The following is a 20,391-nucleotide window of genomic DNA, read 5'->3' on the forward strand; positions in this document are numbered from 1 at the left end:
CAGACTCAATTGTCGGCGCAAAGATCGCAGCCTCGTTGCACTCGTCAGCTCCTACGCCAGTAAGGCTCATGAATTGATTCGCTATCGTTTATACTGCAAACCGATCACGCCGCACTCAGTTGCGCATACACCAATACCAATAATTTTGCTGTTGTCCCGTTCACTCGAACCGGGGCGCCGGCATGCGTATGCCTGATCCGGGCGTCAAGACTACAGACAGAGACCTTGCGCATGCCACTCGCCTTGCTTGCTTTGGCCGTTGCCGCTTTTGGCATCGGCACGACTGAATTCGTCATCATGGGCCTGTTGCCCGATGTCGCCCGGGACCTGGCCGTGAGCATTCCCCAGGCCGGGCTGCTGATCACCGGCTACGCCCTGGGCGTGGTGTTCGGCGCGCCGATCCTGGCGATTGGCACCGCCAACATGCCGCGCAAGGCCACGCTACTGGGCATGACCCTGATGTTTATCCTTGGCAACGTGCTCTGTGCCCTGGCGCCGAACTACACCACGCTGATGGCCGCACGGGTCATTACTGCGCTGTGTCACGGAGCGTTCTTTGGCATTGGTTCGGTGGTGGCGGCCGGGCTGGTGGCGCCGAACAAACGGGCCCAGGCGATTGCCATGATGTTCACCGGCCTGACCCTGGCCAACGTGCTGGGCGTCCCGTTGGGCACGGCCCTGGGCCAATATGCCGGCTGGCGCTCGACCTTCTGGGCGGTCTCGATCATCGGCGTGATCGCCGCCATCGCCCAATGGGTCTGGCTGCCCAAGGAAATCGCCATGGACAAAGCCAACCTGGCCAGCGAATTCAAGGTCCTGGGCAAGGTCAACGTGTTGCTCGCCCTGGGCATGAGCGTGCTGGCCTCCACCAGTTTATTCAGCGTGTTCACCTACATCGCGCCGATCCTGCAGGACATCACCGGTGTCAGCCCCCATGGCATCACCGTCATGCTGCTGTTGTTCGGCGTCGGCCTCACGGCCGGCAGTTTCCTCGGTGGGCGCCTGGCGGACCGGCGCCTGCTGCCTGCGCTGGTGGGCATGGCCCTGGCCGTGGTGCTGGTGCTGGCCGCGTTCAGCCAGACCAGCCGGTCGGTGATCCCGGCGGCGATCACGCTGGTGCTGTGGGGCGTCTTCGCCTTCGCCCTGTGCCCGATCCTGCAATTGCTGATCATCGACCAGGCCCACGAAGCACCGAACCTCGGCTCTACGTTGAATCAGAGTGCGTTCAATCTCGGCAACGCGGCCGGGGCCTGGATGGGTGGGTTGGTGGTGGCCAGCGGTGCCGACCTGGCGGATCTACCATGGGCCGGGGCCGCTGTCGGCGGCCTGACGGTACTGACCGCGTTGTATTTTATTTACCGTCAGCGTCGTCATCGCGGCGTGGCGGCAGGCCTTGCCGACTGAGGGGTGTATTGGTCTCGCTGCGCACCTGTGCATGACTGATCAGGGCGAAAATAAAACTGCCACCGATGATGTTCCCCGCCAGGGTCGGCGCGGCGAACACCATCCAGAAGTCTTCCCAGGACAATTGCCCGGCAAAGACCAGGTAGGACACTTCGGCCGAGCCGACGACGATGTGGGTGAAGTCACCGAGCGCCATGAGGTAGGTGATCAGGATGATGATCCACATCTTGGCGCTCTCCATGGAAGGAATCATCCACACCATGGTGGCGATCATCCAACCGGAAATGATGCCCTTGGCGAACATCTGGCCAGTGTCGTTCTCCATGACCTTGCGGCCGATCTCCAGGAAGGCCAGATCGGTGCGCCGGTCAAAAATCGGCAGGTGCAGCATCACATAGGCCACCAACAAGGTGCCGCACAGGTTGCCCACCAGCACCACGCCCCATAACCGGAACAATCGGCCGAAATTGCCCAAAGTCGGCTTGCTCATGATCGGTAGCACGGCGGTCAGGGTGTTTTCGGTGAACAATTGCTGGCGCGCGAGAATCACCGCTAGAAAGCCTGCGCAGTAACCGAAACTGGCGATCACTTTGAAACCTTCGTGATCCGGTAATCGAGAATTGAGCAAGCCCATCGCCATCAGGGACAGGCCCATGGTCAGCCCGGCCGCCAGCGCCGACCACCACAGCGCGGCAACGCTGCGCTCCAGCTCCAGATTGCCTTGGGTGCGGATGATTTCATGCAGCACGGCCGCCCGCGGCGGCTGGTTACGGTCGACTTCGTGCTGTTCCTGAGCCGAAAGGTCCGGGGTCTTGCCTTCTTTGTGGGTGTCCATACAGCTCCTGAAGCCGTGGCGTGATGTACCTACGACACGCGGCGTCCAGCGCTGTTCAGTGACAACCCATACATGACATGTGGGAGCGAGCTTGCTCGCGATAGCAGCGCCGCCGACCTCACTCCACCACATCATCCTTGAACTGATCCTTGACGTACTTGATCTCGGTCCGGCCATGAGGTGCGGGCAGGCCGTCTTCGCCGAGGTTGACGAAGACCATTTTCTCCACGGTCAGGATGCTCTTGCGGGTGATTTTGTTGCGCACCTCGCAGGTCAGGGTGATGGACGTGCGACCAAACTCAGTGGCGGTGATGCCCAGCTCGATGATGTCGCCCTGGCGCGAAGCGCTGACGAAATTGATTTCCGAGATGTACTTGGTAACCACGCGCTGGTTGCCGAGCTGGACGATGGCATAGATCGCCGCCTCCTCGTCGATCCAGCGCAACAGGCTGCCGCCGAACAGCGTGCCGTTGGGGTTGAGGTCTTCGGGCTTGACCCATTTGCGGGTGTGGAAATTCATGATCACTCCTGAGCGTCTGGCCGATGGATTGACGCATCATGGCAGACCCCACGGCCGAGCTCTATGTCGCGGGCCCTATGACGGTCATCGGCATTTTCGATTTGCCGACAGAAACCCTTTTGGAAGATCCGATTAGCCCGTTATAATCGCCACCGCTTTACCGGTCCACCCTTTGGACCGTTCCCGCCACCTGTCCGAGGGGCGCTGCAGCAGGCTCGACCTGTCAGGCTCGGATGGGGCGTTGTTTGTACGGGGCTACCCGCACGAACACTAAACGCACAACGGCGCCCATTCGCATACATTACGAATGGAGGCTCTTCATGAGCGCTGTCATCACGCCTGCTGCTTTTACCGACTACAAAGTCGCCGACATGTCCCTGGCTGCCTGGGGCCGTCGCGAAATCATCATCGCCGAATCCGAAATGCCAGCCCTGATGGGTCTGCGCCGCAAGTACTCTGGCGAACAGCCATTGAAGGGCGCAAAAATCCTCGGCTGCATCCACATGACCATCCAGACCGCCGTGCTGATCGAAACCCTGGTTGCCCTGGGTGCCGAAGTGCGCTGGTCGTCCTGCAACATCTTCTCGACCCAGGACCAGGCCGCTGCCGCCATCGCCGCCGCCGGCATCCCGGTATTCGCCTGGAAAGGCGAGACCGAGCAAGAGTACGAGTGGTGCCTGGAGCAGACCATCCTCAAGGATGGCCAGCCGTGGGACACCAACATGATCCTCGACGACGGCGGCGACCTGACCGAGCTGCTGCACAAGAAATACCCAGCCGTGCTGGATAAAGTCCACGGCGTGACCGAAGAAACCACCACCGGCGTGCACCGCCTGCTGGACATGCTGGCCAAGGGCGAGCTGAAGATCCCGGCCATCAACGTCAACGACTCGGTGACCAAGAGCAAGAACGACAACAAGTACGGCTGCCGTCACAGCCTCAACGACGCCATCAAGCGCGGCACCGACCATCTGTTGTCGGGCAAGCAGGCCCTGGTGATCGGCTACGGTGACGTGGGCAAGGGTTCGTCCCAGTCCCTGCGCCAGGAAGGCATGATCGTCAAGGTGTCCGAAGTCGACCCGATCTGCGCCATGCAGGCCTGTATGGACGGCTTCGAGCTGGTTTCGCCGTTCATCGACGGGATCAACGACGGCACCGAGGGCAGCATCGACAAGGCGCTGCTGGGCAAGATCGACCTGATCGTGACCACCACCGGTAACGTCAACGTCTGCGACGCCAACATGCTCAAGGCCCTGAAGAAGCGCGCCGTGGTCTGCAACATCGGCCACTTCGACAATGAAATCGACACCGCCTTCATGCGCAAGAACTGGGCATGGGAAGAAGTCAAGCCGCAGGTCCACAAGGTGCACCGCACCGGCACTGGCAGCTTCGACCCACAGAACGATGACTACCTGATCCTGCTGGCCGAAGGCCGCCTGGTGAACCTGGGCAATGCCACCGGTCACCCAAGCCGCATCATGGACGGCTCGTTCGCCAACCAGGTCCTGGCCCAGATCTTCCTGTTCGGCCAGAAATACGCCGACCTGTCGCCGGCCCAGAAAGCCGAGCGCCTGACCGTGGAAGTGTTGCCGAAGAAACTCGACGAAGAAGTGGCCCTGGAAATGGTCCGCGGCTTCGGCGGCGTGGTCACCAAGCTGACCAAGCAACAGGCTGACTACATCGGCGTCACCGTCGAAGGCCCGTTCAAGCCGCACGCTTACCGCTACTGATCGGCACTGCTCCCTGTGGGAGCAGGCTTTTTGTGGGAGCGAGCTTGTTCGCGATGCAGGCACCTCGATCTGGCTGCCAGACCGAGGTGAGACTGATCGCGAGCAAGCTCGCTCCCACACAAGCCCGCCTCTCAAGGCTTGTGCAGGCCTCTCCGGCTTACGAGTTTCCAAGGATATGACCATGTCCCAAGACCGTCGCTACAGCTTCGAGTTCTTCCCGACGAAGACCGATGCTGGGCATGAAAAACTGATCGCCACTGCCCGTCAGTTGGCCCGCTACAACCCCGACTTCTTCTCCTGCACCTATGGCGCCGGCGGCTCGACCCGTGACCGCACCCTGAACACCGTGTTGCAGCTCGAAAGTGAAGTCAAAGTCCCGGCCGCTCCGCACCTGTCCTGCGTCGGCGACAGCAAGGACGACCTGCGCAGCCTGTTGACCCAGTACAAGGCCGCTGGCATCAAGCGCATCGTTGCCCTGCGTGGCGACCTGCCGTCGGGCATGGGCATGGCCAGCGGCGAGCTGCGCCACGCCAACGAATTGGTGAACTTCATCCGCGAAGAAACCGGCGATCACTTCCACATTGAAGTGGCTGCGTACCCGGAGATGCACCCGCAAGCGCGTAACTTTGAAGACGATCTCAACAATTTCGTCCGCAAGGCCAATGCCGGCGCCAACAGCGCGATTACCCAATACTTCTTTAACGCCGACAGTTACTTCTACTTTGTCGAACGCATCCGCAAGCTGGGCGTCGATATTCCGGTCGTGCCGGGCATCATGCCGATCACCAACTACAGCAAGCTGGCGCGTTTCTCCGACGCATGCGGTGCGGAAATCCCACGCTGGATCCGCAAGCAGCTGGAAGCCTATGGCGACGATTCCTCGAGCATCCAACGCTTCGGCGAGGACGTCATCACGCAAATGTGCGAACGTTTGTTGCAAGGCGGCGCACCGGGGCTGCATTTCTATACCCTTAACCAGGCCGAGCCCAGCCTCGCGGTATGGAACAACCTCAAGCTGCCGCGTTGAATGACTTGATGCGGTTGTACAAAGAGGCCTTGGCAAAAACCAAGGCCTTTTCCATTCAGCGCTCCTCAGCCTCAAGCAAATGCGTTCGCATCGGATGAATGCCACGAGGCCTCAATGAGCACCAAAGGCAAGCAAAAGGCAATCAAGGCGCAGGCCAGAGCGCTCTAGCTATTTGATGAGTTCTCGTCGTAACCTCAGGCCATGCCCGTCATTGTCCAGCTGCTGACCTCCTTTTTCCTCTTGTGCCTGAGCATGACCGCTCAGGCCGAGAAGTTGCGCATTGTCACCGAGCCCTGGGCTCCGTATGTCTACGAAGAGAACGGCAAGATGCTCGGCCTGGACTACGAAACCACGGCCATTGTGTTCAAGCGCCTGGGCATCGACGTGGAATGGCAGTTCCTGCCTTGGAAGCGTTGCCTGGCGATGCTCGAACAGGGGTTGGCGGACGGCGCGCTGGACATTTTCCACAGCAATGAGCGCGATGCGACGCTGCTTTATCCCAGCGAACCGCTGTCGGACGTGGAATTCGTGATGTTCTACGCCAACGCCCGGCCCCACCCATTTCGCACGCTCGATGACCTGGCTGGCCTGACGGTTGGTACCTCGCCCGGCTACCTGTACAGCCAGGCCTTCAGTGAGTCGCCCCGGTTCAGACGTGAAGCGGCGCCCACCCACGAAGCCAACTTCGGCAAGTTGCAACTGGGCCGGATCGACCTGCTTATCACCGACCGCAGGGTCGGCCGCCATGTGCTCGAACAAATGCAACTGGGCGACCAGATCACCGAAAACCCTATGGTAGTGAGCCGTCAAAGCCAATACTTGGCGGTGCGGCGCAACGCCGGCATGGATTTGCTGGTGCAACGCTTCGGTGCCGAACTCAAGCGTTTCAAGCGCGAACCGGCCTATGCCGAACTGAGCGCCCGCTATGGCGCCGGCCCCCTGGCGAACACCACTCACCCAGCCAGTCCAGTGCTGAAATAAACCGTTGAGCAGCAGGAAAGCGGCGCGCGGCGTTTGCTCTGTTATACTCCGGCCTTCCCGCCAGGCTCACGCCCGGACGCCCGGTCTTGCAAAAGGCATCCCGACACCGCTACAGCGCAGCCTACAGCCCGCGCGAGCCTTGTCCGGACCCGCCTTCGAGGCCCGGCAGGACCGGACGGGATGACGTCTTTTTGTTGAACGTCATTCGCGCCCGGCAAGACTATCCCATTGGGCCAGGCCCTCACTAAAACAGGATTACTCATGTCCTTTGCTTCCCTCGGTCTCTCCGAGGCTTTAGTCGGCGCCATCGAAGCCGCCGGCTATACCCAGCCTACCCCGGTGCAACAGCGGGCCATTCCCGCCGTGTTGCAAGGTCGCGACTTGATGGTCGCGGCGCAGACAGGTACTGGCAAAACCGGCGGTTTCGCCCTTCCGATCCTGGAGCGGTTGTTTCCCAACGGTCACCCAGACAAATCCCAGCGTCATGGCCCGCGCCAACCGCGCGTACTGGTCCTGACCCCCACCCGCGAACTGGCGGCCCAGGTACACGAGAGCTTCAAGATCTACGCTCGCGACCTGAAGTTCGTCAGCGCCTGCATTTTTGGCGGCGTTGGCATGAACCCCCAGGTCCAGGCCATGTCCCGTGGCGTCGATGTACTGGTGGCCTGCCCCGGTCGCCTGCTGGACCTGGCCGGCCAGGGCAGCGTCGATTTGTCCCACGTCGAAATCCTCGTGCTGGACGAAGCCGACCGCATGCTCGACATGGGCTTTGTCCATGACGTGAAGAAAGTCCTCGCCCGCCTGCCTGCCAAGCGCCAGAACCTGCTGTTTTCAGCGACGTTCTCCAAGGACATCACCGACCTGGCCGGCAAGCTGCTGCACAACCCGGAGCGCATCGAAGTCACGCCGCCGAACACCACGGTCGAGCGGATCGAGCAGCGCGTGTTCCGCCTGGCGGCCAGCCACAAGCGTGCCCTGCTGGCGCACCTGATTACCGCCGGCGCCTGGGAACAGGTCTTGGTCTTCACCCGCACCAAGCACGGCGCCAACCGCCTGGCCGAGTACCTGGACAAACATGGCCTGCCGGCCGTGGCGATCCATGGCAACAAGAGCCAGAACGCTCGCACCAAGGCCCTGGCCGATTTCAAGGCCGGCGAAGTGCGCATCCTCGTGGCCACCGACATCGCGGCCCGTGGCCTGGACATCGACCAGTTGCCCCACGTGGTCAACTTCGAGCTGCCGAACGTCGATGAAGATTACGTGCACCGTATCGGCCGTACCGGCCGGGCCGGTCGTTCGGGCGAGGCGATTTCCCTGGTCGCGCCGGACGAAGAAAAACTGCTCAAAAGCATCGAGCGCATGACCAAGCAGAAAATCGCCGACGGCGACCTGATGGGCTTCGACGCCAGCACCATCGAGGCCGAGAAGCCTGAAGTGCGCGAACGTCCGGACGTGCGCAATCCACGCAACGCCCGCGGCCCACGCGGCGACGGCCCGAATGGCGGCGGCGGTGGCGGCGGTCGCAAAGACAAAGGCAAGGACAAGGGCAAGGAAAAATCGGCCAGCAACAGCAATGGCCGCGGCGAACGCCCTGCCCGCGAGCAAAAGCCTCGCGAAGGCACTCCGGCCCGTGAACAGCAGCGCCCAGCACCGCGCGCCGCAGCCGATCGTGCTCCGGACGAGTTCCTGGATGACGATGTGGATAACTTCGGTAACCGCGTCGACTACGTGCCTCAGCAGAAACCGGCCCAAGGCCGCGGTCGCCGCCCAGGTGCCCCGGCACAGGGCACCGGTGCAGGCGCTCCGCGCACCGGCCAGCCACAAGGTCGCCAGAACGGTCCGCGCAACAGCAACGGCTCTTCCACCGGCACGCCACCGGCCAAGCGCAACGGTCCACGCAACGGTGCCCCCCGTGACGGTCAAGCCCGCCGCGACGACACCCGCCCGCGCCGCCCGGCCCGTGACGACCAGCCTCGCCAGGAACCCGCCGTGCAGAACCCGCGCAGCAACCAGCCGAAGATCATGCACAAGGAATCGAAAGCCGATCGTTTCCCGACGCCTGAACAGCTGGATCAACTGCCAAGCCGCCCACGGGGTGAAAAACCGGCCTTGCTGACACGCAATCGTTGAGTTTTTCCAAGCCTTGAGAAATGCCCCGGGCCTTGCGACCCGGGGCATTTTTTTGGCCCAACACAATTCCAAATGTGGGAGCGAGCTTGCTCGCGATAGCGGTGTATCAGTCAACATCGAAATTGACAGGCAGGGCGCCATCGCGAGCAAGCTCGCTCCCACAGGGTCTTCTGTGACACCGGAATCCGCGCAATAAAAAACGCCCCTGATCGCAAGACCAGGGGCGTTTTTTTGTCAGGCGCGAAAGTTACTTCGCTTTGACACCTTCGAACGAGACGTACAGTTCGACCGCGTCGGATTTTGGCCCCAGGTCTTTCTGCTTGCCGAAGTCGGAACGCTTGATGGTAGTGGTGCCTTCGAAGCCGGCACGGTAGCCGCCCCATGGATCCTTGCCTTCACCCAGGAAAGTCGCCTTGACCACAACCGGCTTGGTCACGCCCAGCAGGGTCAGGTCACCGGTCACATCGGCCGTGTTTTCGCCGGTGGACTTGACGCTGGTGGACACGAACGTGGCCTTGCCGAATTTGCTGGCATTCAAGAAGTCAGCGCTGGCGATGTGCTTGTCACGCTCGGCGTGATTGGTGAACACGCTGGCGGTGTTGACGTTGAACTCGATCTTGCTGGCTTCAGGCTTGGCGGCATCGAAACTGAACTTGCCGTCGATGTCCTTGAAGGTACCCGTGATGTAGCTATAGCCCAGGTGGCTGATCTTGAAGTCGACGAAGGCGTGCTGGCCTTCCTTGTCGACCACGTAGTCGGCAGCCATGGCCTGGCCGGCGGACAGCAGGGCAGAACCGATTGCCAGGGCGGCGAGCGTCTTTTTCAACATGCTTTCTATTCCTTTGGAGTCAAGGTTGAACATCAGGCTTCGCGCCCCAGCATTCGCTTGAGGGTCGCGTCACGGTCGATAAAGTGGTGTTTCAATGCTGCCAACGCATGAAGGCCGGAAAAAATTACCAACGCCCATGCCAGGTAAAAATGGATCTGGCCGGCGACGTCTGCCTGATCGGGCAGTCCGGACACCAGCGCGGGTACTTCAAACAGGCCAAACACCGGAATCCCGACACCGTCTGCGGTGGAAATCAGGTAACCGGCAATCATCACGGCGAACAGCCCGAGATACAGTGCGCCATGGCCAAGCTTGGCACTGACGCGAGTCAGGCGTCCGTAGGTTTCCAGGGTCGGTGGCGGCGGGCTGACAAAACGCCAGATCACTCGCAGCAGCATGACCGCCAGCAGCACCAGGCCGATGCTCTTGTGCAGGTCCGGCGCGTCTTTGCGCCAGGTGCTGTAGTAATCCAGGCCAACCATCCACAGGCCCAGGGCGAACAACCCGTACACCGCCAGGGCAACGGCCCAGTGGGAAACGATGCTGACCCAGCCATAACGAGAAGAAGAGTTGCGAAGCTGCATTGCTCATATCCTGTAAAAACTGCGCTCAAGACTAGCGACTTATCTATCGATTTAAAGCGGAAAATTTCGCTTTGAAATATCGAGAAATACGATCATCAGTCTGGAGGCGGTGGGTTAAGGAAAGATTAAAGCGAATGCGCTGCGTAATGGCGAGGGGGAACCAGGAGATCAGCTCGGCTGGAAGCCGTCATCGCGAGCGGGCTTGCGAGCCAGCGTGGGGCAGCATCTGACACCTTGCAATCGTTTGGTAGCGAGTTTGCTTACTTATTGACGCACTCAGGCCTGTAAGGATCCATGTCACATCTATAAGTTAATTGAGGGTCGTGCTTTTTCAGCACCATACGGCCGTTAGTGCAGCCAACGACACCAAACACTGCCAATAAAATTAAAGCCGTTATCAATTTCATGTTCGCTCCAGCTTTTATGAGCTTAAAGCTTTGAATTATCAGTTCACCGAGCATTCAGGCTTGTAGGGGTCAAACGTGCACCTGTACGCCAACTGAGGGTCTCGTTTTGGAATCATCGGAGTCATCAGAGGATCCCGGTATTCTCCATACACACACCCATACATCGAAACCAATACGACCATGCCATGAGTATTTTCATACGCGCGCTCCTGTGTTCAGAAGAGCCTAGATTCCCGGCTTGCCGCGCTCTATCGCCTGCTTCCGGTTAAAGGGTGGGAAGTTTCCGATATATCACCGAGGCGTGTAGGACGTCAGCAAGCCGTGGCGAGAGAGCTTGCTCCCGCTGGGCTGCGCAGCAGCCCCAAAACAGGGACGCTTCGCGACCCAGCGGGAGCAAGCTCCCTCGCCACAGGTTTGTCGACTGCCTTAAGTGAACAGCATTCGGCCTTTGTGCCGCGCTCTTTCCACCTGACCGTTACTGAGCCTTGGTCTCAGTAGCCGTCGCCGGTTTGACGGCTGGCTTCTTCACCGGCTCGGCCTTTTTCACCGGAGCCTTGGCCGGGGCTTTTTTAGCCGGGGCCTTGGCGGCTGGTTTTTTCGCCGCAGGTTTGGCCGCTGCTTTCTTGGCGGGCTCAACCTTCGCCGGGGCCGGCGCGGGAGGTTCCACCGGGGCCGGTGCTGGGGCAGGCGTTGGAGCTGGCGGCGGTGCTACCGGCTCTGGCGCCTTCACCGGCTCGGGTTTCTTGTCGTCATCCGAACCGCCAAACAGGTTGCTGAAGAAGTTGCCCTTCTTCGCCGCCACCGCACCGGCCGCCGCTGCGGCAACTGGTGCTACCTTGGCCGGTTCGAACGACTTGCCGGCCGCCAGATCTTGGACCTGGCTGGCTGCCCGCTCGCCGCTGCGCAACGCGCCTTCCAGGGTGCCTGGGTACAAGGTGTCGGTGTGTTCACCGGCAAAGGCTACGCGCTGCAACGGTTTTTCCCACAGGCGCCAGTACTTGCTGATCTGACCGGGGCCAAAGGCCAGGTAGGCGCCGCCCATGGACGGGTCGGTGCTGTAGCGGCGGATCTCATAGCCGGTGAACGCGCCACGGGCCTGTGGATAAAATGCGTGCAGGCGGATCAGCACCTGGTCGACCATCTGCTTGTCGCCGAAGGCCTGCATCACCCGGGCGTTGTCGCCGGACAGGTTGATGACCACGTTGGCGCCGCCCTTCATGGCCGGCTCGATCCACATCATGCCCAGGCCGGTGTTGCTGTAGATCTCACCCGACATGCGCGCCTTGCTGTCCCAGACCGGGGTCTTGAACTTGAGCATGATCTGGTCGCGCCAGCCGTAGTTGGTGCCTTTGATCGCGCCTTGATGCTGGGCATCCAGGGCCGGGGTCAGCTGGATCTTGTTCAGGGCCCGCAATGGCACCGCCAGCACCACGTAGTCAGCCTGGTAGCCGACGCTGCCGACCTTGACGGTCACGCCGTCCTTGTCCTGGGAGATGGCCGACACGGGCGAGTTGGTCTTGATGGTTTTCAGTTGCTTGACGAACGCCTGGGCCAGGACCGGACTGCCACCGAGCAAGCGCGAGGCCCGCAGGTCGCGGTCGGACACGCCGCGATAGACGCGGTTCTGCTGGGCGAAGTACAGCAGCGACAGGCGCGATGGCTCGTCATAACGGGTGCGGATTTCCTGGTTCACCAACTGCCGCGCCGTGGCCGGCAGTTGCAGACGGTCGAGCCAGTTGGACACAGTGATCTGGTCCAGCGCATGCAAGGTGTTGGTGGCCGCTGGGTTCTGCGGGTCATCGATGGAGCGCGCCAAGTCGTCCAGGGTGGTTTCGTAGCGCTTGAGGGCTTCGGCGGTGGCCGGCTGCTTGGTCGCCAGGTCCGCGGCGGTGAAATACGTACCGTCGATCAGGTAGCTGGGGGTCCGCACGAATTCCGGGGCCGGCGTGGTGCTCAGCTTGAAGGTGGAGACGTACTTGTTCAGCACCGGCTGGGTCTTTTCGTTGCCGATCCACTCGCTGGTGGCCATGCCCGAGCGGCCACCTAGGCTCGGCTTGGCTTCCAGCAGGGTCACGGCCCAGCCCTTGTTTTGCAGCTCGTAGGCCGCCGTCAGTCCGGCCAAACCGCCGCCGATGACGATGGCCGTCGGTTGCTTGTCCTTGGCCAGCGCCGAAACGCTGAACAGCCCTATCATCACCAGCGCACAGGCGCGCAGCCAACCAGCAGACATTCAACGAACTCCGGATTAAAACCTAGGAAATTTCAGCTTCGAGCCAGGCGGCTCGCGATTTTTCGAGCCAGTCGGCCCAGGGAACGGCGAAGAATACGTCAGCCATCAAAACGCCGCCAGCGACGTCTATCGCCTGGCTCAAAGTAGCGCGAATGACACAATGGGTTGTCCCCACGGCCGCCATTGCATAGGCTTGCGCGATTGTTTTGCCCGCGCCCGCCGCGAGCCGCCTCGAGGAGACTGTACATGGGCCTGAATAACCAGTGGATGCAACGCGACCTCGCGGTGCTGTGGCATCCCTGCACCCAGATGAAAGACCACGAACAGCTGCCCCTGATCCCCATCAAGCGCGGTGAAGGCGTGTGGCTGGAAGATTTCGAAGGCAAGCGCTACCTCGATGCCGTCAGTTCCTGGTGGGTCAACGTGTTCGGCCACGCCAACCCGCGCATCAACCAGCGCATCAAGGACCAGGTCGATCAACTGGAGCATGTGATCCTTGCCGGCTTCAGCCACCAGCCGGTGATCGAGCTGTCCGAACGCCTGGTGAAGATGACGCCCGAGGGCCTGACCCGGTGCTTCTACGCCGATAACGGTTCGTCCTGCATCGAAGTGGCGATGAAGATGAGCTTCCACTACTGGATCAATCGCGGCCAGCCGGACAAGAAGCGCTTCGTCACCCTGAGCAACAGTTACCACGGCGAAACCATCGCGGCGATGTCGGTGGGCGATGTGCCGTTGTTCACGGAAACCTACAAGGCGTTGCTGCTGGACACGATCAAGGTGCCGAGCCCCGACTGCTACCACCGCCCCGAAGGCATGGGTTGGGAGGAGCATTCGCGGAATATGTTCGCCGCCATGGAGCAGACCCTGGCCGAGCACCACGACACGGTGGCGGCGGTGATCGTCGAGCCGCTGATCCAGGGCGCTGGCGGCATGCGCATGTACCACCCGGTGTACCTGAAACTGCTGCGCGAGGCCTGCGACCGCTATGGGGTGCACCTGATCCACGACGAAATCGCCGTCGGCTTTGGCCGCACCGGGACGATGTTTGCCTGTGAACAGGCCGGCATCACCCCGGATTTCCTCTGCCTGTCCAAGGCCCTGACCGGCGGTTACCTGCCGCTGGCGGCGTGCGTGACCACCGACGAGGTCTACAGCGCGTTCTACGACGACTACCCGACCTTGCGCGCCTTCCTGCACTCCCACAGCTACACGGGCAACCCGCTGGCCTGCGCGGCAGCCCTGGCGACGCTGGATATCTTCGAAGAAGACAACGTCATCGAAAACAACCGAGCCCTGGCCCAACGCATGGCCAGCGCGACCGCCCACCTGGCCGACCATCCGAACGTCGCCGAGGTTCGCCAGACCGGCATGGTGCTGGCCATCGAGATGGTCAAGGACAAGGCCAGCAAGACCGCTTATCCATGGCAGGAACGCCGCGGCCTGGCCGTGTTCCAGCATGCCCTGGAGCGCGGTGCATTGTTGCGACCGCTGGGCAGCGTGGTGTATTTCCTGCCGCCGTATGTCATCACCCCGGAGCAGATCGACTTCCTCGCCGAAGTGGCCAGCGAAGGCATCGACATCGCCACCCGGGACAAGGTCAGCGTGGCGGTGCCGAAGGACTTTCACCCGGGTTATCGCGATCCGGGCTGACGACAAATTTCTCTGTGGCGAGGGAGCTTGCTCCCGCTGGCTGCGAAGCGGCCCCTCCTGGCGATTGCTGCGCAATCGAGCGGGAGCAAGCTCCCTCGCCACAAAAGCTCCCTCGCAGCAATGGCGAATTCAGATTCAATAGAGAACAAAACATGAGACTGTCCCGCTTCTTCATCGATGCCCCCCTGAGCCTCGGCGATCACGAGTTGCCTGAGGCCCAGGCCCACTACATAGGCCGGGTGCTGCGCATGGCCGAGGGCGATGCGGTGCAGGTGTTCGACGGCTCCGGCCAGGAGTTTCGCGGCACCCTGGCCGAAGTCGGCAAGAAACGCGTGCGGGTGCAACTGGACGAGCAGTTCGCCGGACAGTCTGAATCGCCGCTGCGTATTCACCTCGGCCAGGGCCTGTCCCGGGGCGAGCGCATGGACTGGGCGATCCAGAAGGCCACGGAGCTGGGGGTCAGCGAGATCACGCCGATTTTCAGCGAGCGCTGCGAAGTGCGCCTCAAGGACGAGCGCGCCGACAAGCGCTTGCTGCACTGGCGCCAGGTGGCGATCAGCGCCTGCGAACAGTGCGGGCGCTCGACCGTGCCGGTGATCCACCCGCCGCTGTTGCTGGCGGACTGGTTGAAGCAGGCCGAGGCCGAACTGAAACTGGTACTGCACCCGGTGGCCGAGCCGCTGGTCGGCCATGACAAACCGTCCACACTGGCCTTCCTGATCGGCCCCGAGGGCGGCTTGTCGGATGCCGAGGTCGAGCAGGCCAAAGCCGCCGGCTACCACGCCGCCCGCCTCGGCCCCCGCGTGCTGCGCACCGAAACCGCGCCGGTAGTGGCGTTGGCGGTGGCGCAGCAGTTGTGGGGGGATTTCTAAGGCTCGGCGGCCACTGAAGATCCACTGTGGGAGCGAGCCTGCTCGCGAAGGCGATTCAACATTCAGCTTCGATGCAAGCTGATCCACCGCATTCGCGAGCAGGCTCGCTCCCACAGATCTTCCACAGGCTACTGCACCGGCTCGCTGGTCGGCTTGGCAATGATCGCCTTCAACTCGCTGGTCATCGGAAATTCCAGGTTCAGGCCCTTGGGTGGAATCGGTTTCTGGAACCAGCGATCGTAGATCTCGTTGATCTCCCCCGACTTGTACAAATCGGCCAGGGTCGCGTTGACCAGCGCCAGGAATTGCGGATCGTCCTTGCGCACCATGCAGCTGTAGATCTCCCGCGATTGCTCCTGCCCCACCACCACCCACTTGTGCGGGTCGCGGGCCTTGGCCCGTTCGCCGTAGAGCAGCGCATCGTCCATGTAGAACGCCGCCGCCCGGCCGGTCTCGAGCATCTGGAAGGACTCGCCGTGGTCCTTGGCGCTGATGATGAACATGTCGGCCTTGTTGTCCTGGTTGTAGCTTTTCAGGAAGCGTTCATTGGTGGTGCCGGCGGTGGTCACCACGTTCTTGCCACGCAGGTCGGCGAAACTGCGAATGCCGCTGTCCCTGGCCGTCAGCAACTGGCCCTTCACGTAGATAAAACCATAGGAAAACGCCACTTGCTTCTGCCGCTCGGCTGTCACCCCGGTGGAGCCGCACTCCAGGTCCACGGTGCCGTTCTGCACCAGTGGAATGCGGGTCTGGGAGGTGACCAGGTTGTACTTCACGTTCAGTTGCGGCAATGCCAGTTGCTGCTTGATGCGCTCGACGATCTTGCCCGCCAGTTCCACCGAATAACCCATCGGTTTGCCGCTGTTATCCGCGACATAGGAAAACGGCACCGAGGCGTCGCGATAGCCCAGGGTGATGGTCTCGCTGCTAGCGATCTTGCCCAGCGTGCCCGCCGCTGGCGCCTCATTGGCAAAAGCCGGGGCGCTCAATAGCAGGCTCAGAGTGCAGCCGATCAACGTGATTTTTTGCATTGTTATTCTCCGTTGGGTAAGTCAGGCGGCGCGGGGCGTCAGGCCCTGCAAGTCGATGGAAGGTGTGTGCTGGCGGATCAGCTCGCTGAGCACGCGAGCGCTGCCACACGCCAGGGTAAAACCCAGGGCCCCATGGCCCAGGTTGAGCCACAGGTTACGGTAGCCGGTGGCGCCGATCAGCGGCACGCCGCTGGGGGTGGCCGGGCGCATGCCGGCCCATTCGATGGCACGGGAATAATCCCCAGCCTGGGGAAAAGTTTCCAGGGCCTGGCGCTTGATCAAGGCCAGGCGCTTGGGGTCCGGTGTCGGGTCGAAGCCGACGATGTCGACCATCGCCGCGATTCGCAATTGTTCGCCGATCCGCGCATAGACAACCTTGCGGTCGTAGTCGGTGATGCTCAACTCCGGCGCCTGATGCTCGGGACCAATGGGCACGGTCAAGCTGTAGCCCTTGAGCGGATACAGCGGCATCCGCACGCCGGGCAAGGCGAGCGCGGCGCTGCGGTGGCCGGCAGCGATCACCAGGTGCTCCACCGGCAGCCGCTGCCCGTCCAGCACGATGGCCTGCACCGCGCCATTGGCGTGTTCGATGGCGCTGACCGGCTGCCCCAACACGAACTCGCAGCGCCCCGAAGCGCGCAAACGTGCCGCCAATTGCTGGCAGAACCCATGGCAATCGGCGACCTCCTCATCCGGTGTGTAGATCCCGCCTACATACGGCACGCCGGCCAGGGCCGGTTCCAGGATCGCGCACTCGGCGGGGCCAAGCATCTGCTGAGAGGCACTGTCCGCCAACCCCTGCCGCGCGCGCCGGAAATGCCCGGCGTCGCGAAACGTCACCAGCTTGCCGTTGCGCCGCCACTCGAAGCCGTCGAGGTGGTCCTGCTCGCGCCAGCCCTGCAAGGTCGCCTGGCTCAACAGCGCCAGGCGCAGCAGGTGGGCGCCGTTGCGCCGATTGACCGAAGTCCGGCACGCGCCAATGAACGCAGCCATCCAGCGCCACTGCGCCGGGTCCAGGCGTGGCCGCAGCTTGAGCGGCGAGTCACCGCGCAGCATCCAGCCCAAGGCCTGCCAGGGCACGCCGGCATCCGCCAGCGGAGCGACATAGCGATAGGACAGCTGGCCACCGTTGGCGAAACTGGTTTCGCTGCCCAAGGTCTCCCGGGCCTCCACCACCGTCACGTCGATGCCGTCGCGCACCAGCGCATAAGCCGTCGCCAGCCCCACCACGCCACCGCCGATGATGCAAACCCGCTGAGCCATGTCCGTCTCACATCTGTTTTGAATGGCTTCAGGTTAGGGCCAGGTGACAGGCCGCGAACAATGAATAAAGATGGGGCCCCTATAAACAAAGGTTATGGGCTTGCCATGCGCCTTCGTCATATCGAGATTTTCCAGGCCATCCGCCAGACCGGCTCCATCAGTGGTGCGGCCCAACTGCTGCACGTTTCGCAACCGGCGGTGACCAAAGTACTGCAGCATGCCGAGCAGCAATTGGGGTTTGCGTTATTCCTGCGGGTGCGCGGCAAGTTGCAGGCCACCCCCGAAGCGTTGGAGCTGGAGCGCGAAGTCGACAAGGTCAGCGAGAGCCTGCAAGGTGTCCGGCGTCTCGCCCAGAGCCTGCGCCGCGAGCCGGGCCACAGCCTGCGGATCGGCGCGACACCGGCCCTGGCCTTGTCGCTATTGCCGGCGGCGATCCATCAATGGACCCGACGCTACCCGGACATCGTCTGCGAATTGTCCAGCGCCCACAGCCGCGAACTGACGCAAAACCTGCTGATGCGCGAAATCGATGTGGCCCTGACCCTGCAACCGCCCGATCATCCAGGACTCAAGGCCCAGACCCTGGCCAGCGGCGTGTTGGTGGCCCTGGCGCCGAGCGGGCATTGGCCCGAAGCGCAGGTGGGCCAGCCGATGCCGTTGCAAGCGCTGGCCGGTGCACCGTTGATCGGCCTGTCCAGCGCCGACCCGCTTTCGGCCAAGCTGGACGGTTATCTCAAGGCCGTTGAACCGCCGCCGCGCATCAGCATCGCCGTACAGACCTATTCACTGGCCCGGGCCATGGTCGAGTCCGGCGCCGGGCTGGCGGTGATCGATCCGTTCACGGCGCTCGGCGCTTCGAGCACCCGCACGGCCATCCGGCCATTGTCGCCACCGCTGCCCATTTCGCTGTACGCCGTGACCCGAGCCGACGAGGCCCCGGTGCATACCCTCGGCGCGTTGCTGGAGATTGTTGCCAGCCAGGCCCAGGCGCAACTGGATCGCCTGTTCGCCGCCGCTCAGAGCACGTAGAACAGAATCGCCACGAAGTGCAGCAGACTGCCGGCCATGACAAACAAGTGCCAGATGCCATGGGCGTGGCGCAGCCGGTGGTCGAGGGCGAAAAAGATGATGCCAACGGTGTACAGCACGCCGCCCGAGGCCAACCAGGCGAACCCGCTGCCGCCCAGGGCCGCCAGCAGGGGTTTGACCGCCACCAGCACGATCCAGCCCATCACGGCGTAGATCACGATCGACAGGATCCGCGCTTCGGAACGCGGCTTGATTTCCTGCAGGATCCCAATCACGGCCAGCCCCCAGACGATCCCGAACAACGTCCAGCCCCACGGCCCGCGCAGGGTCACCAGGCAGAACGGGGTGTAGCTGCCGGCAATCAACAGGTAGATCGAAAAGTGATCGACCTTCTGCATGATTTCTTTTTTGCGCCCGCGCACGCTGTGGTAGACCGTCGAAGCGCTGTACAGCACCAGCAAGGTGAACCCGTAGATCGCCACGCTGACGATCTTCCAGGGATCGCCCGCCATCCCGGCGATCACCAGCAACCACACCGCGCCGATAAACGCCGCGACCGCCCCCACCAGGTGCGTCCAGGCGTTGAGTCGTTCCCCGTGATACATCCACTACCACCTCACATTTAGAAACAGGGGGCCAGGCTCAGGCCTGGCGCGTGAAAGTGCAATGGTTTGCTTTTTAAACCTGGAGACATACCTTGTGGCGAGGGGATTTATCCCCGCTGGGCTGCGAAGCGGCCCCAATACACCTGAATGCGATCAGCCTGACACCCCGAGGTGACAGGATTTGGGGCTGCTGCGCAGCCCAGCGGGGATAAATCCCCTCGCCACAGATTAACCCTCCAAAAAAAGTCGATTGGGGCACAATCGGGCCATACGAATAAGAGTCCGCCCCATGCTGATCGACGAAGAATTGACCCTGAAGAAACTCGAGGTGTTCCTGGCCTTCATGCGCACCGGCAACCTGGCGCGGGCGGCGGCCGAGTTGCAGACCAGCAACGTCAGCGTGCACCGGGCCATCCATTCGCTGGAAAGCGCCTTGCGCTGCCCGCTGTTCAAGCACGAAGGCCGCAACCTCACGCCGCTGGAAAGCGCCTATGTGCTGGAGGAACGGGCGCAGAAGCTGATCCAGGACGTGGTCGACAGTGTGCGCCTGACCCGCGAGGCCGCCGGCTTCTCCGCCGAGCGCTTCAAGCTTGGCTCGCTGTATTCGCTGACGGTCAAGACCGTGCCGCAGTTGATCATGGGCCTGAAGATCCGCCGCAGCGAACTCAATATCGACCTGATCATGGGCTCCAACATCGACCTGCTGTACAAGCTCAAGAACATGGAAGTCGATGCGATCCTGGTGTCCCTGGACGACAGCGTCAACGACCCGGATTGCGAGCAGATCGCGCTGTTTTCCGATGACATCTTCCTCGCCACGCCGGCCGACTCGCCCTTTGCCCAGCGCAGCGAAGTCGACTTGGCCGAGGTCCGCGACGAGACGTTCATCACCCTGACCCAGGGCTTCGCCACGCATCAGGACGGTGTACGGGTGTTCAAGCAGGCGGGCTTCGAGCCGAAGGTGGCGATGCAGGTCAACGACATCTTCACCCTGCTGAGCATGGTCAGTTCCGGGGTGGGCTACGCTTTGCTGCCAGGCCGGATTGCGGCGGTGTATGAAAACCGGGTGAAGCTGATCCCGTTGCAGGAAAAGTACCGGTTGCAGCAGCACATTGGCGTGGTGTTCCTCAAGGCCAAGGAGCGCGATCCGAACCTGCTGGCGTTGCTGGCGGAGTGCCGGATGTATGCCAATCGTCAGGCTTGAAACCCGGTTGCCCCCAATCGCGAGCAAGCTCGCTCCCACAGGGACATGCGGTCAACT

Annotated in this window: 17 protein-coding genes and 1 riboswitch; of the genes, 9 read left to right on the plus strand and 8 right to left on the minus strand. The window is 62.1% G+C overall.

Annotation, left to right across the window (positions count from 1 at the left end):
• Positions 1–231 precede the first annotated feature (231 nt).
• A complete protein-coding gene (locus ACLH0I_RS27515) occupies positions 232–1,404 on the plus strand; it encodes an MFS transporter (protein WP_411385858.1) in 1,173 nt (390 codons plus the stop codon).
• On the opposite strand, the gene ACLH0I_RS27520 is transcribed toward ACLH0I_RS27515, so the two are convergent.
• Together ACLH0I_RS27520 and ACLH0I_RS27525 are read right to left on the minus strand one after the other, a co-directional pair.
• On the minus strand, positions 1,352–2,239 hold the full coding sequence (locus tag ACLH0I_RS27520) for a formate/nitrite transporter family protein (protein ID WP_411385859.1): 888 nt from the start codon (positions 2,237–2,239) through the stop codon (positions 1,352–1,354). The two genes, ACLH0I_RS27515 and ACLH0I_RS27520, sit on opposite strands and share 53 nt — an antisense overlap.
• A gap of 118 nt (positions 2,240–2,357) precedes the next feature.
• On the minus strand, positions 2,358–2,759 hold the full coding sequence (locus ACLH0I_RS27525) for an acyl-CoA thioesterase (protein ID WP_072346269.1): 402 nt from the start codon (positions 2,757–2,759) through the stop codon (positions 2,358–2,360).
• Positions 2,760–2,949: 190 nt separating this feature from the next.
• Positions 2,950–3,056, plus strand: a riboswitch (S-adenosyl-L-homocysteine riboswitch).
• A gap of 23 nt (positions 3,057–3,079) precedes the next feature.
• Here ACLH0I_RS27525 and ahcY point away from each other — a divergent pair.
• The 4 genes from ahcY to ACLH0I_RS27545 all read left to right on the plus strand — a co-directional run bounded on the left by ahcY (position 3,080) and on the right by ACLH0I_RS27545 (position 8,627).
• A complete protein-coding gene (gene ahcY, locus ACLH0I_RS27530) occupies positions 3,080–4,489 on the plus strand; it encodes an adenosylhomocysteinase (RefSeq protein ID WP_411385860.1) in 1,410 nt (469 codons plus the stop codon).
• A 181-nt stretch (positions 4,490–4,670) separates the two neighbouring features.
• A complete protein-coding gene (metF, locus tag ACLH0I_RS27535) occupies positions 4,671–5,516 on the plus strand; it encodes a methylenetetrahydrofolate reductase [NAD(P)H] (protein ID WP_411385861.1) in 846 nt (281 codons plus the stop codon).
• Positions 5,517–5,717: 201 nt separating this feature from the next.
• Positions 5,718–6,497, plus strand: coding sequence for a substrate-binding periplasmic protein (locus ACLH0I_RS27540; RefSeq protein ID WP_250963794.1), 780 nt, complete (start codon positions 5,718–5,720; stop codon positions 6,495–6,497).
• A 261-nt stretch (positions 6,498–6,758) separates the two neighbouring features.
• Positions 6,759–8,627, plus strand: a complete 1,869-nt coding sequence (locus ACLH0I_RS27545) for a DEAD/DEAH box helicase (protein WP_411385862.1) — start codon at positions 6,759–6,761, stop codon at positions 8,625–8,627.
• Positions 8,628–8,874: 247 nt separating this feature from the next.
• Here the strand turns inward: ACLH0I_RS27545 and ACLH0I_RS27550 are convergent, their stop codons facing one another.
• The 3 genes from ACLH0I_RS27550 to ACLH0I_RS27560 form a co-directional block, all read right to left on the minus strand.
• Positions 8,875–9,456 carry a YceI family protein gene (locus ACLH0I_RS27550; protein ID WP_207966847.1) on the minus strand — a complete coding sequence of 194 codons (582 nt, stop codon included), beginning with the start codon at positions 9,454–9,456 and terminating at the stop codon, positions 8,875–8,877.
• Between the two features lie 32 nt (positions 9,457–9,488).
• Complete coding sequence (locus ACLH0I_RS27555; protein WP_411385863.1) at positions 9,489–10,040, minus strand: cytochrome b; 552 nt, start codon at positions 10,038–10,040, stop codon at positions 9,489–9,491.
• A gap of 882 nt (positions 10,041–10,922) precedes the next feature.
• Entirely contained in the window at positions 10,923–12,677 is a 1,755-nt protein-coding gene (locus tag ACLH0I_RS27560; protein ID WP_411385864.1) for a flavin monoamine oxidase family protein, read from the minus strand.
• Between the two features lie 246 nt (positions 12,678–12,923).
• Between ACLH0I_RS27560 and ACLH0I_RS27565 the strand changes: the two genes are divergently transcribed.
• Both ACLH0I_RS27565 and ACLH0I_RS27570 read left to right on the plus strand, forming a co-directional pair.
• On the plus strand, positions 12,924–14,330 hold the full coding sequence (locus ACLH0I_RS27565; protein WP_207966844.1) for an adenosylmethionine--8-amino-7-oxononanoate transaminase: 1,407 nt from the start codon (positions 12,924–12,926) through the stop codon (positions 14,328–14,330).
• A 152-nt stretch (positions 14,331–14,482) separates the two neighbouring features.
• The gene (locus tag ACLH0I_RS27570) at positions 14,483–15,202 is read left to right on the plus strand and encodes a 16S rRNA (uracil(1498)-N(3))-methyltransferase (RefSeq protein ID WP_411385865.1); all 720 of its coding nucleotides are present in this window, start codon (positions 14,483–14,485) and stop codon (positions 15,200–15,202) included.
• Between the two features lie 128 nt (positions 15,203–15,330).
• Here ACLH0I_RS27570 and ACLH0I_RS27575 read toward each other — a convergent pair whose 3' ends face one another.
• Both ACLH0I_RS27575 and ACLH0I_RS27580 read right to left on the minus strand, forming a co-directional pair.
• Positions 15,331–16,233, minus strand: a complete 903-nt coding sequence (locus ACLH0I_RS27575; protein WP_411385866.1) for a transporter substrate-binding domain-containing protein — start codon at positions 16,231–16,233, stop codon at positions 15,331–15,333.
• Positions 16,234–16,254: 21 nt separating this feature from the next.
• Positions 16,255–17,496: a D-amino acid dehydrogenase gene (locus ACLH0I_RS27580; protein ID WP_411385867.1), complete on the minus strand. Its 1,242-nt coding sequence runs from the start codon at positions 17,494–17,496 to the stop codon at positions 16,255–16,257.
• A gap of 105 nt (positions 17,497–17,601) precedes the next feature.
• Between ACLH0I_RS27580 and ACLH0I_RS27585 the strand changes: the two genes are divergently transcribed.
• Positions 17,602–18,525 carry a LysR family transcriptional regulator gene (locus ACLH0I_RS27585; protein ID WP_053126180.1) on the plus strand — a complete coding sequence of 308 codons (924 nt, stop codon included), beginning with the start codon at positions 17,602–17,604 and terminating at the stop codon, positions 18,523–18,525.
• Here the strand turns inward: ACLH0I_RS27585 and trhA are convergent.
• Positions 18,513–19,130, minus strand: coding sequence for a PAQR family membrane homeostasis protein TrhA (gene trhA / locus ACLH0I_RS27590; RefSeq protein WP_250963784.1), 618 nt, complete (start codon positions 19,128–19,130; stop codon positions 18,513–18,515). The two genes, ACLH0I_RS27585 and trhA, sit on opposite strands and share 13 nt — an antisense overlap.
• Before the next feature lie 289 nt (positions 19,131–19,419).
• Here trhA and ACLH0I_RS27595 point away from each other — a divergent pair, with 289 nt between their 5' ends.
• Entirely contained in the window at positions 19,420–20,334 is a 915-nt protein-coding gene (locus tag ACLH0I_RS27595) for a LysR substrate-binding domain-containing protein (RefSeq protein WP_186707073.1), read from the plus strand.
• The last annotated feature ends 57 nt before the right edge of the window (positions 20,335–20,391 follow it).

Source organism: Pseudomonas sp. MPB03, from assembly GCF_046605385.1.
Taxonomy (GTDB): domain Bacteria; phylum Pseudomonadota; class Gammaproteobacteria; order Pseudomonadales; family Pseudomonadaceae; genus Aquipseudomonas; species Aquipseudomonas zanjanensis.

Excerpts from the sequence above, each read along its gene's own strand:
- ACLH0I_RS27515 (WP_411385858.1), top strand. The coding sequence starts at position 232 with ATGCCACTCGCCTTGCTTGCTTTGGCCGTTGCCGCTTTTGGCATCGGC.
- ACLH0I_RS27520 (WP_411385859.1), bottom strand. The coding sequence starts at position 2,239 with ATGGACACCCACAAAGAAGGCAAGACCCCGGACCTTTCGGCTCAGGAA.
- ACLH0I_RS27525 (WP_072346269.1), bottom strand. The coding sequence starts at position 2,759 with ATGAATTTCCACACCCGCAAATGGGTCAAGCCCGAAGACCTCAACCCC.
- ahcY (WP_411385860.1), top strand. The coding sequence starts at position 3,080 with ATGAGCGCTGTCATCACGCCTGCTGCTTTTACCGACTACAAAGTCGCC.
- metF (WP_411385861.1), top strand. The coding sequence starts at position 4,671 with ATGTCCCAAGACCGTCGCTACAGCTTCGAGTTCTTCCCGACGAAGACC.
- ACLH0I_RS27540 (WP_250963794.1), top strand. The coding sequence starts at position 5,718 with ATGCCCGTCATTGTCCAGCTGCTGACCTCCTTTTTCCTCTTGTGCCTG.
- ACLH0I_RS27545 (WP_411385862.1), top strand. The coding sequence starts at position 6,759 with ATGTCCTTTGCTTCCCTCGGTCTCTCCGAGGCTTTAGTCGGCGCCATC.
- ACLH0I_RS27550 (WP_207966847.1), bottom strand. The coding sequence starts at position 9,456 with ATGTTGAAAAAGACGCTCGCCGCCCTGGCAATCGGTTCTGCCCTGCTG.
- ACLH0I_RS27555 (WP_411385863.1), bottom strand. The coding sequence starts at position 10,040 with ATGCAGCTTCGCAACTCTTCTTCTCGTTATGGCTGGGTCAGCATCGTT.
- ACLH0I_RS27560 (WP_411385864.1), bottom strand. The coding sequence starts at position 12,677 with ATGTCTGCTGGTTGGCTGCGCGCCTGTGCGCTGGTGATGATAGGGCTG.
- ACLH0I_RS27565 (WP_207966844.1), top strand. The coding sequence starts at position 12,924 with ATGGGCCTGAATAACCAGTGGATGCAACGCGACCTCGCGGTGCTGTGG.
- ACLH0I_RS27570 (WP_411385865.1), top strand. The coding sequence starts at position 14,483 with ATGAGACTGTCCCGCTTCTTCATCGATGCCCCCCTGAGCCTCGGCGAT.
- ACLH0I_RS27575 (WP_411385866.1), bottom strand. The coding sequence starts at position 16,233 with ATGCAAAAAATCACGTTGATCGGCTGCACTCTGAGCCTGCTATTGAGC.
- ACLH0I_RS27580 (WP_411385867.1), bottom strand. The coding sequence starts at position 17,496 with ATGGCTCAGCGGGTTTGCATCATCGGCGGTGGCGTGGTGGGGCTGGCG.
- ACLH0I_RS27585 (WP_053126180.1), top strand. The coding sequence starts at position 17,602 with ATGCGCCTTCGTCATATCGAGATTTTCCAGGCCATCCGCCAGACCGGC.
- trhA (WP_250963784.1), bottom strand. The coding sequence starts at position 19,130 with ATGTATCACGGGGAACGACTCAACGCCTGGACGCACCTGGTGGGGGCG.
- ACLH0I_RS27595 (WP_186707073.1), top strand. The coding sequence starts at position 19,420 with ATGCTGATCGACGAAGAATTGACCCTGAAGAAACTCGAGGTGTTCCTG.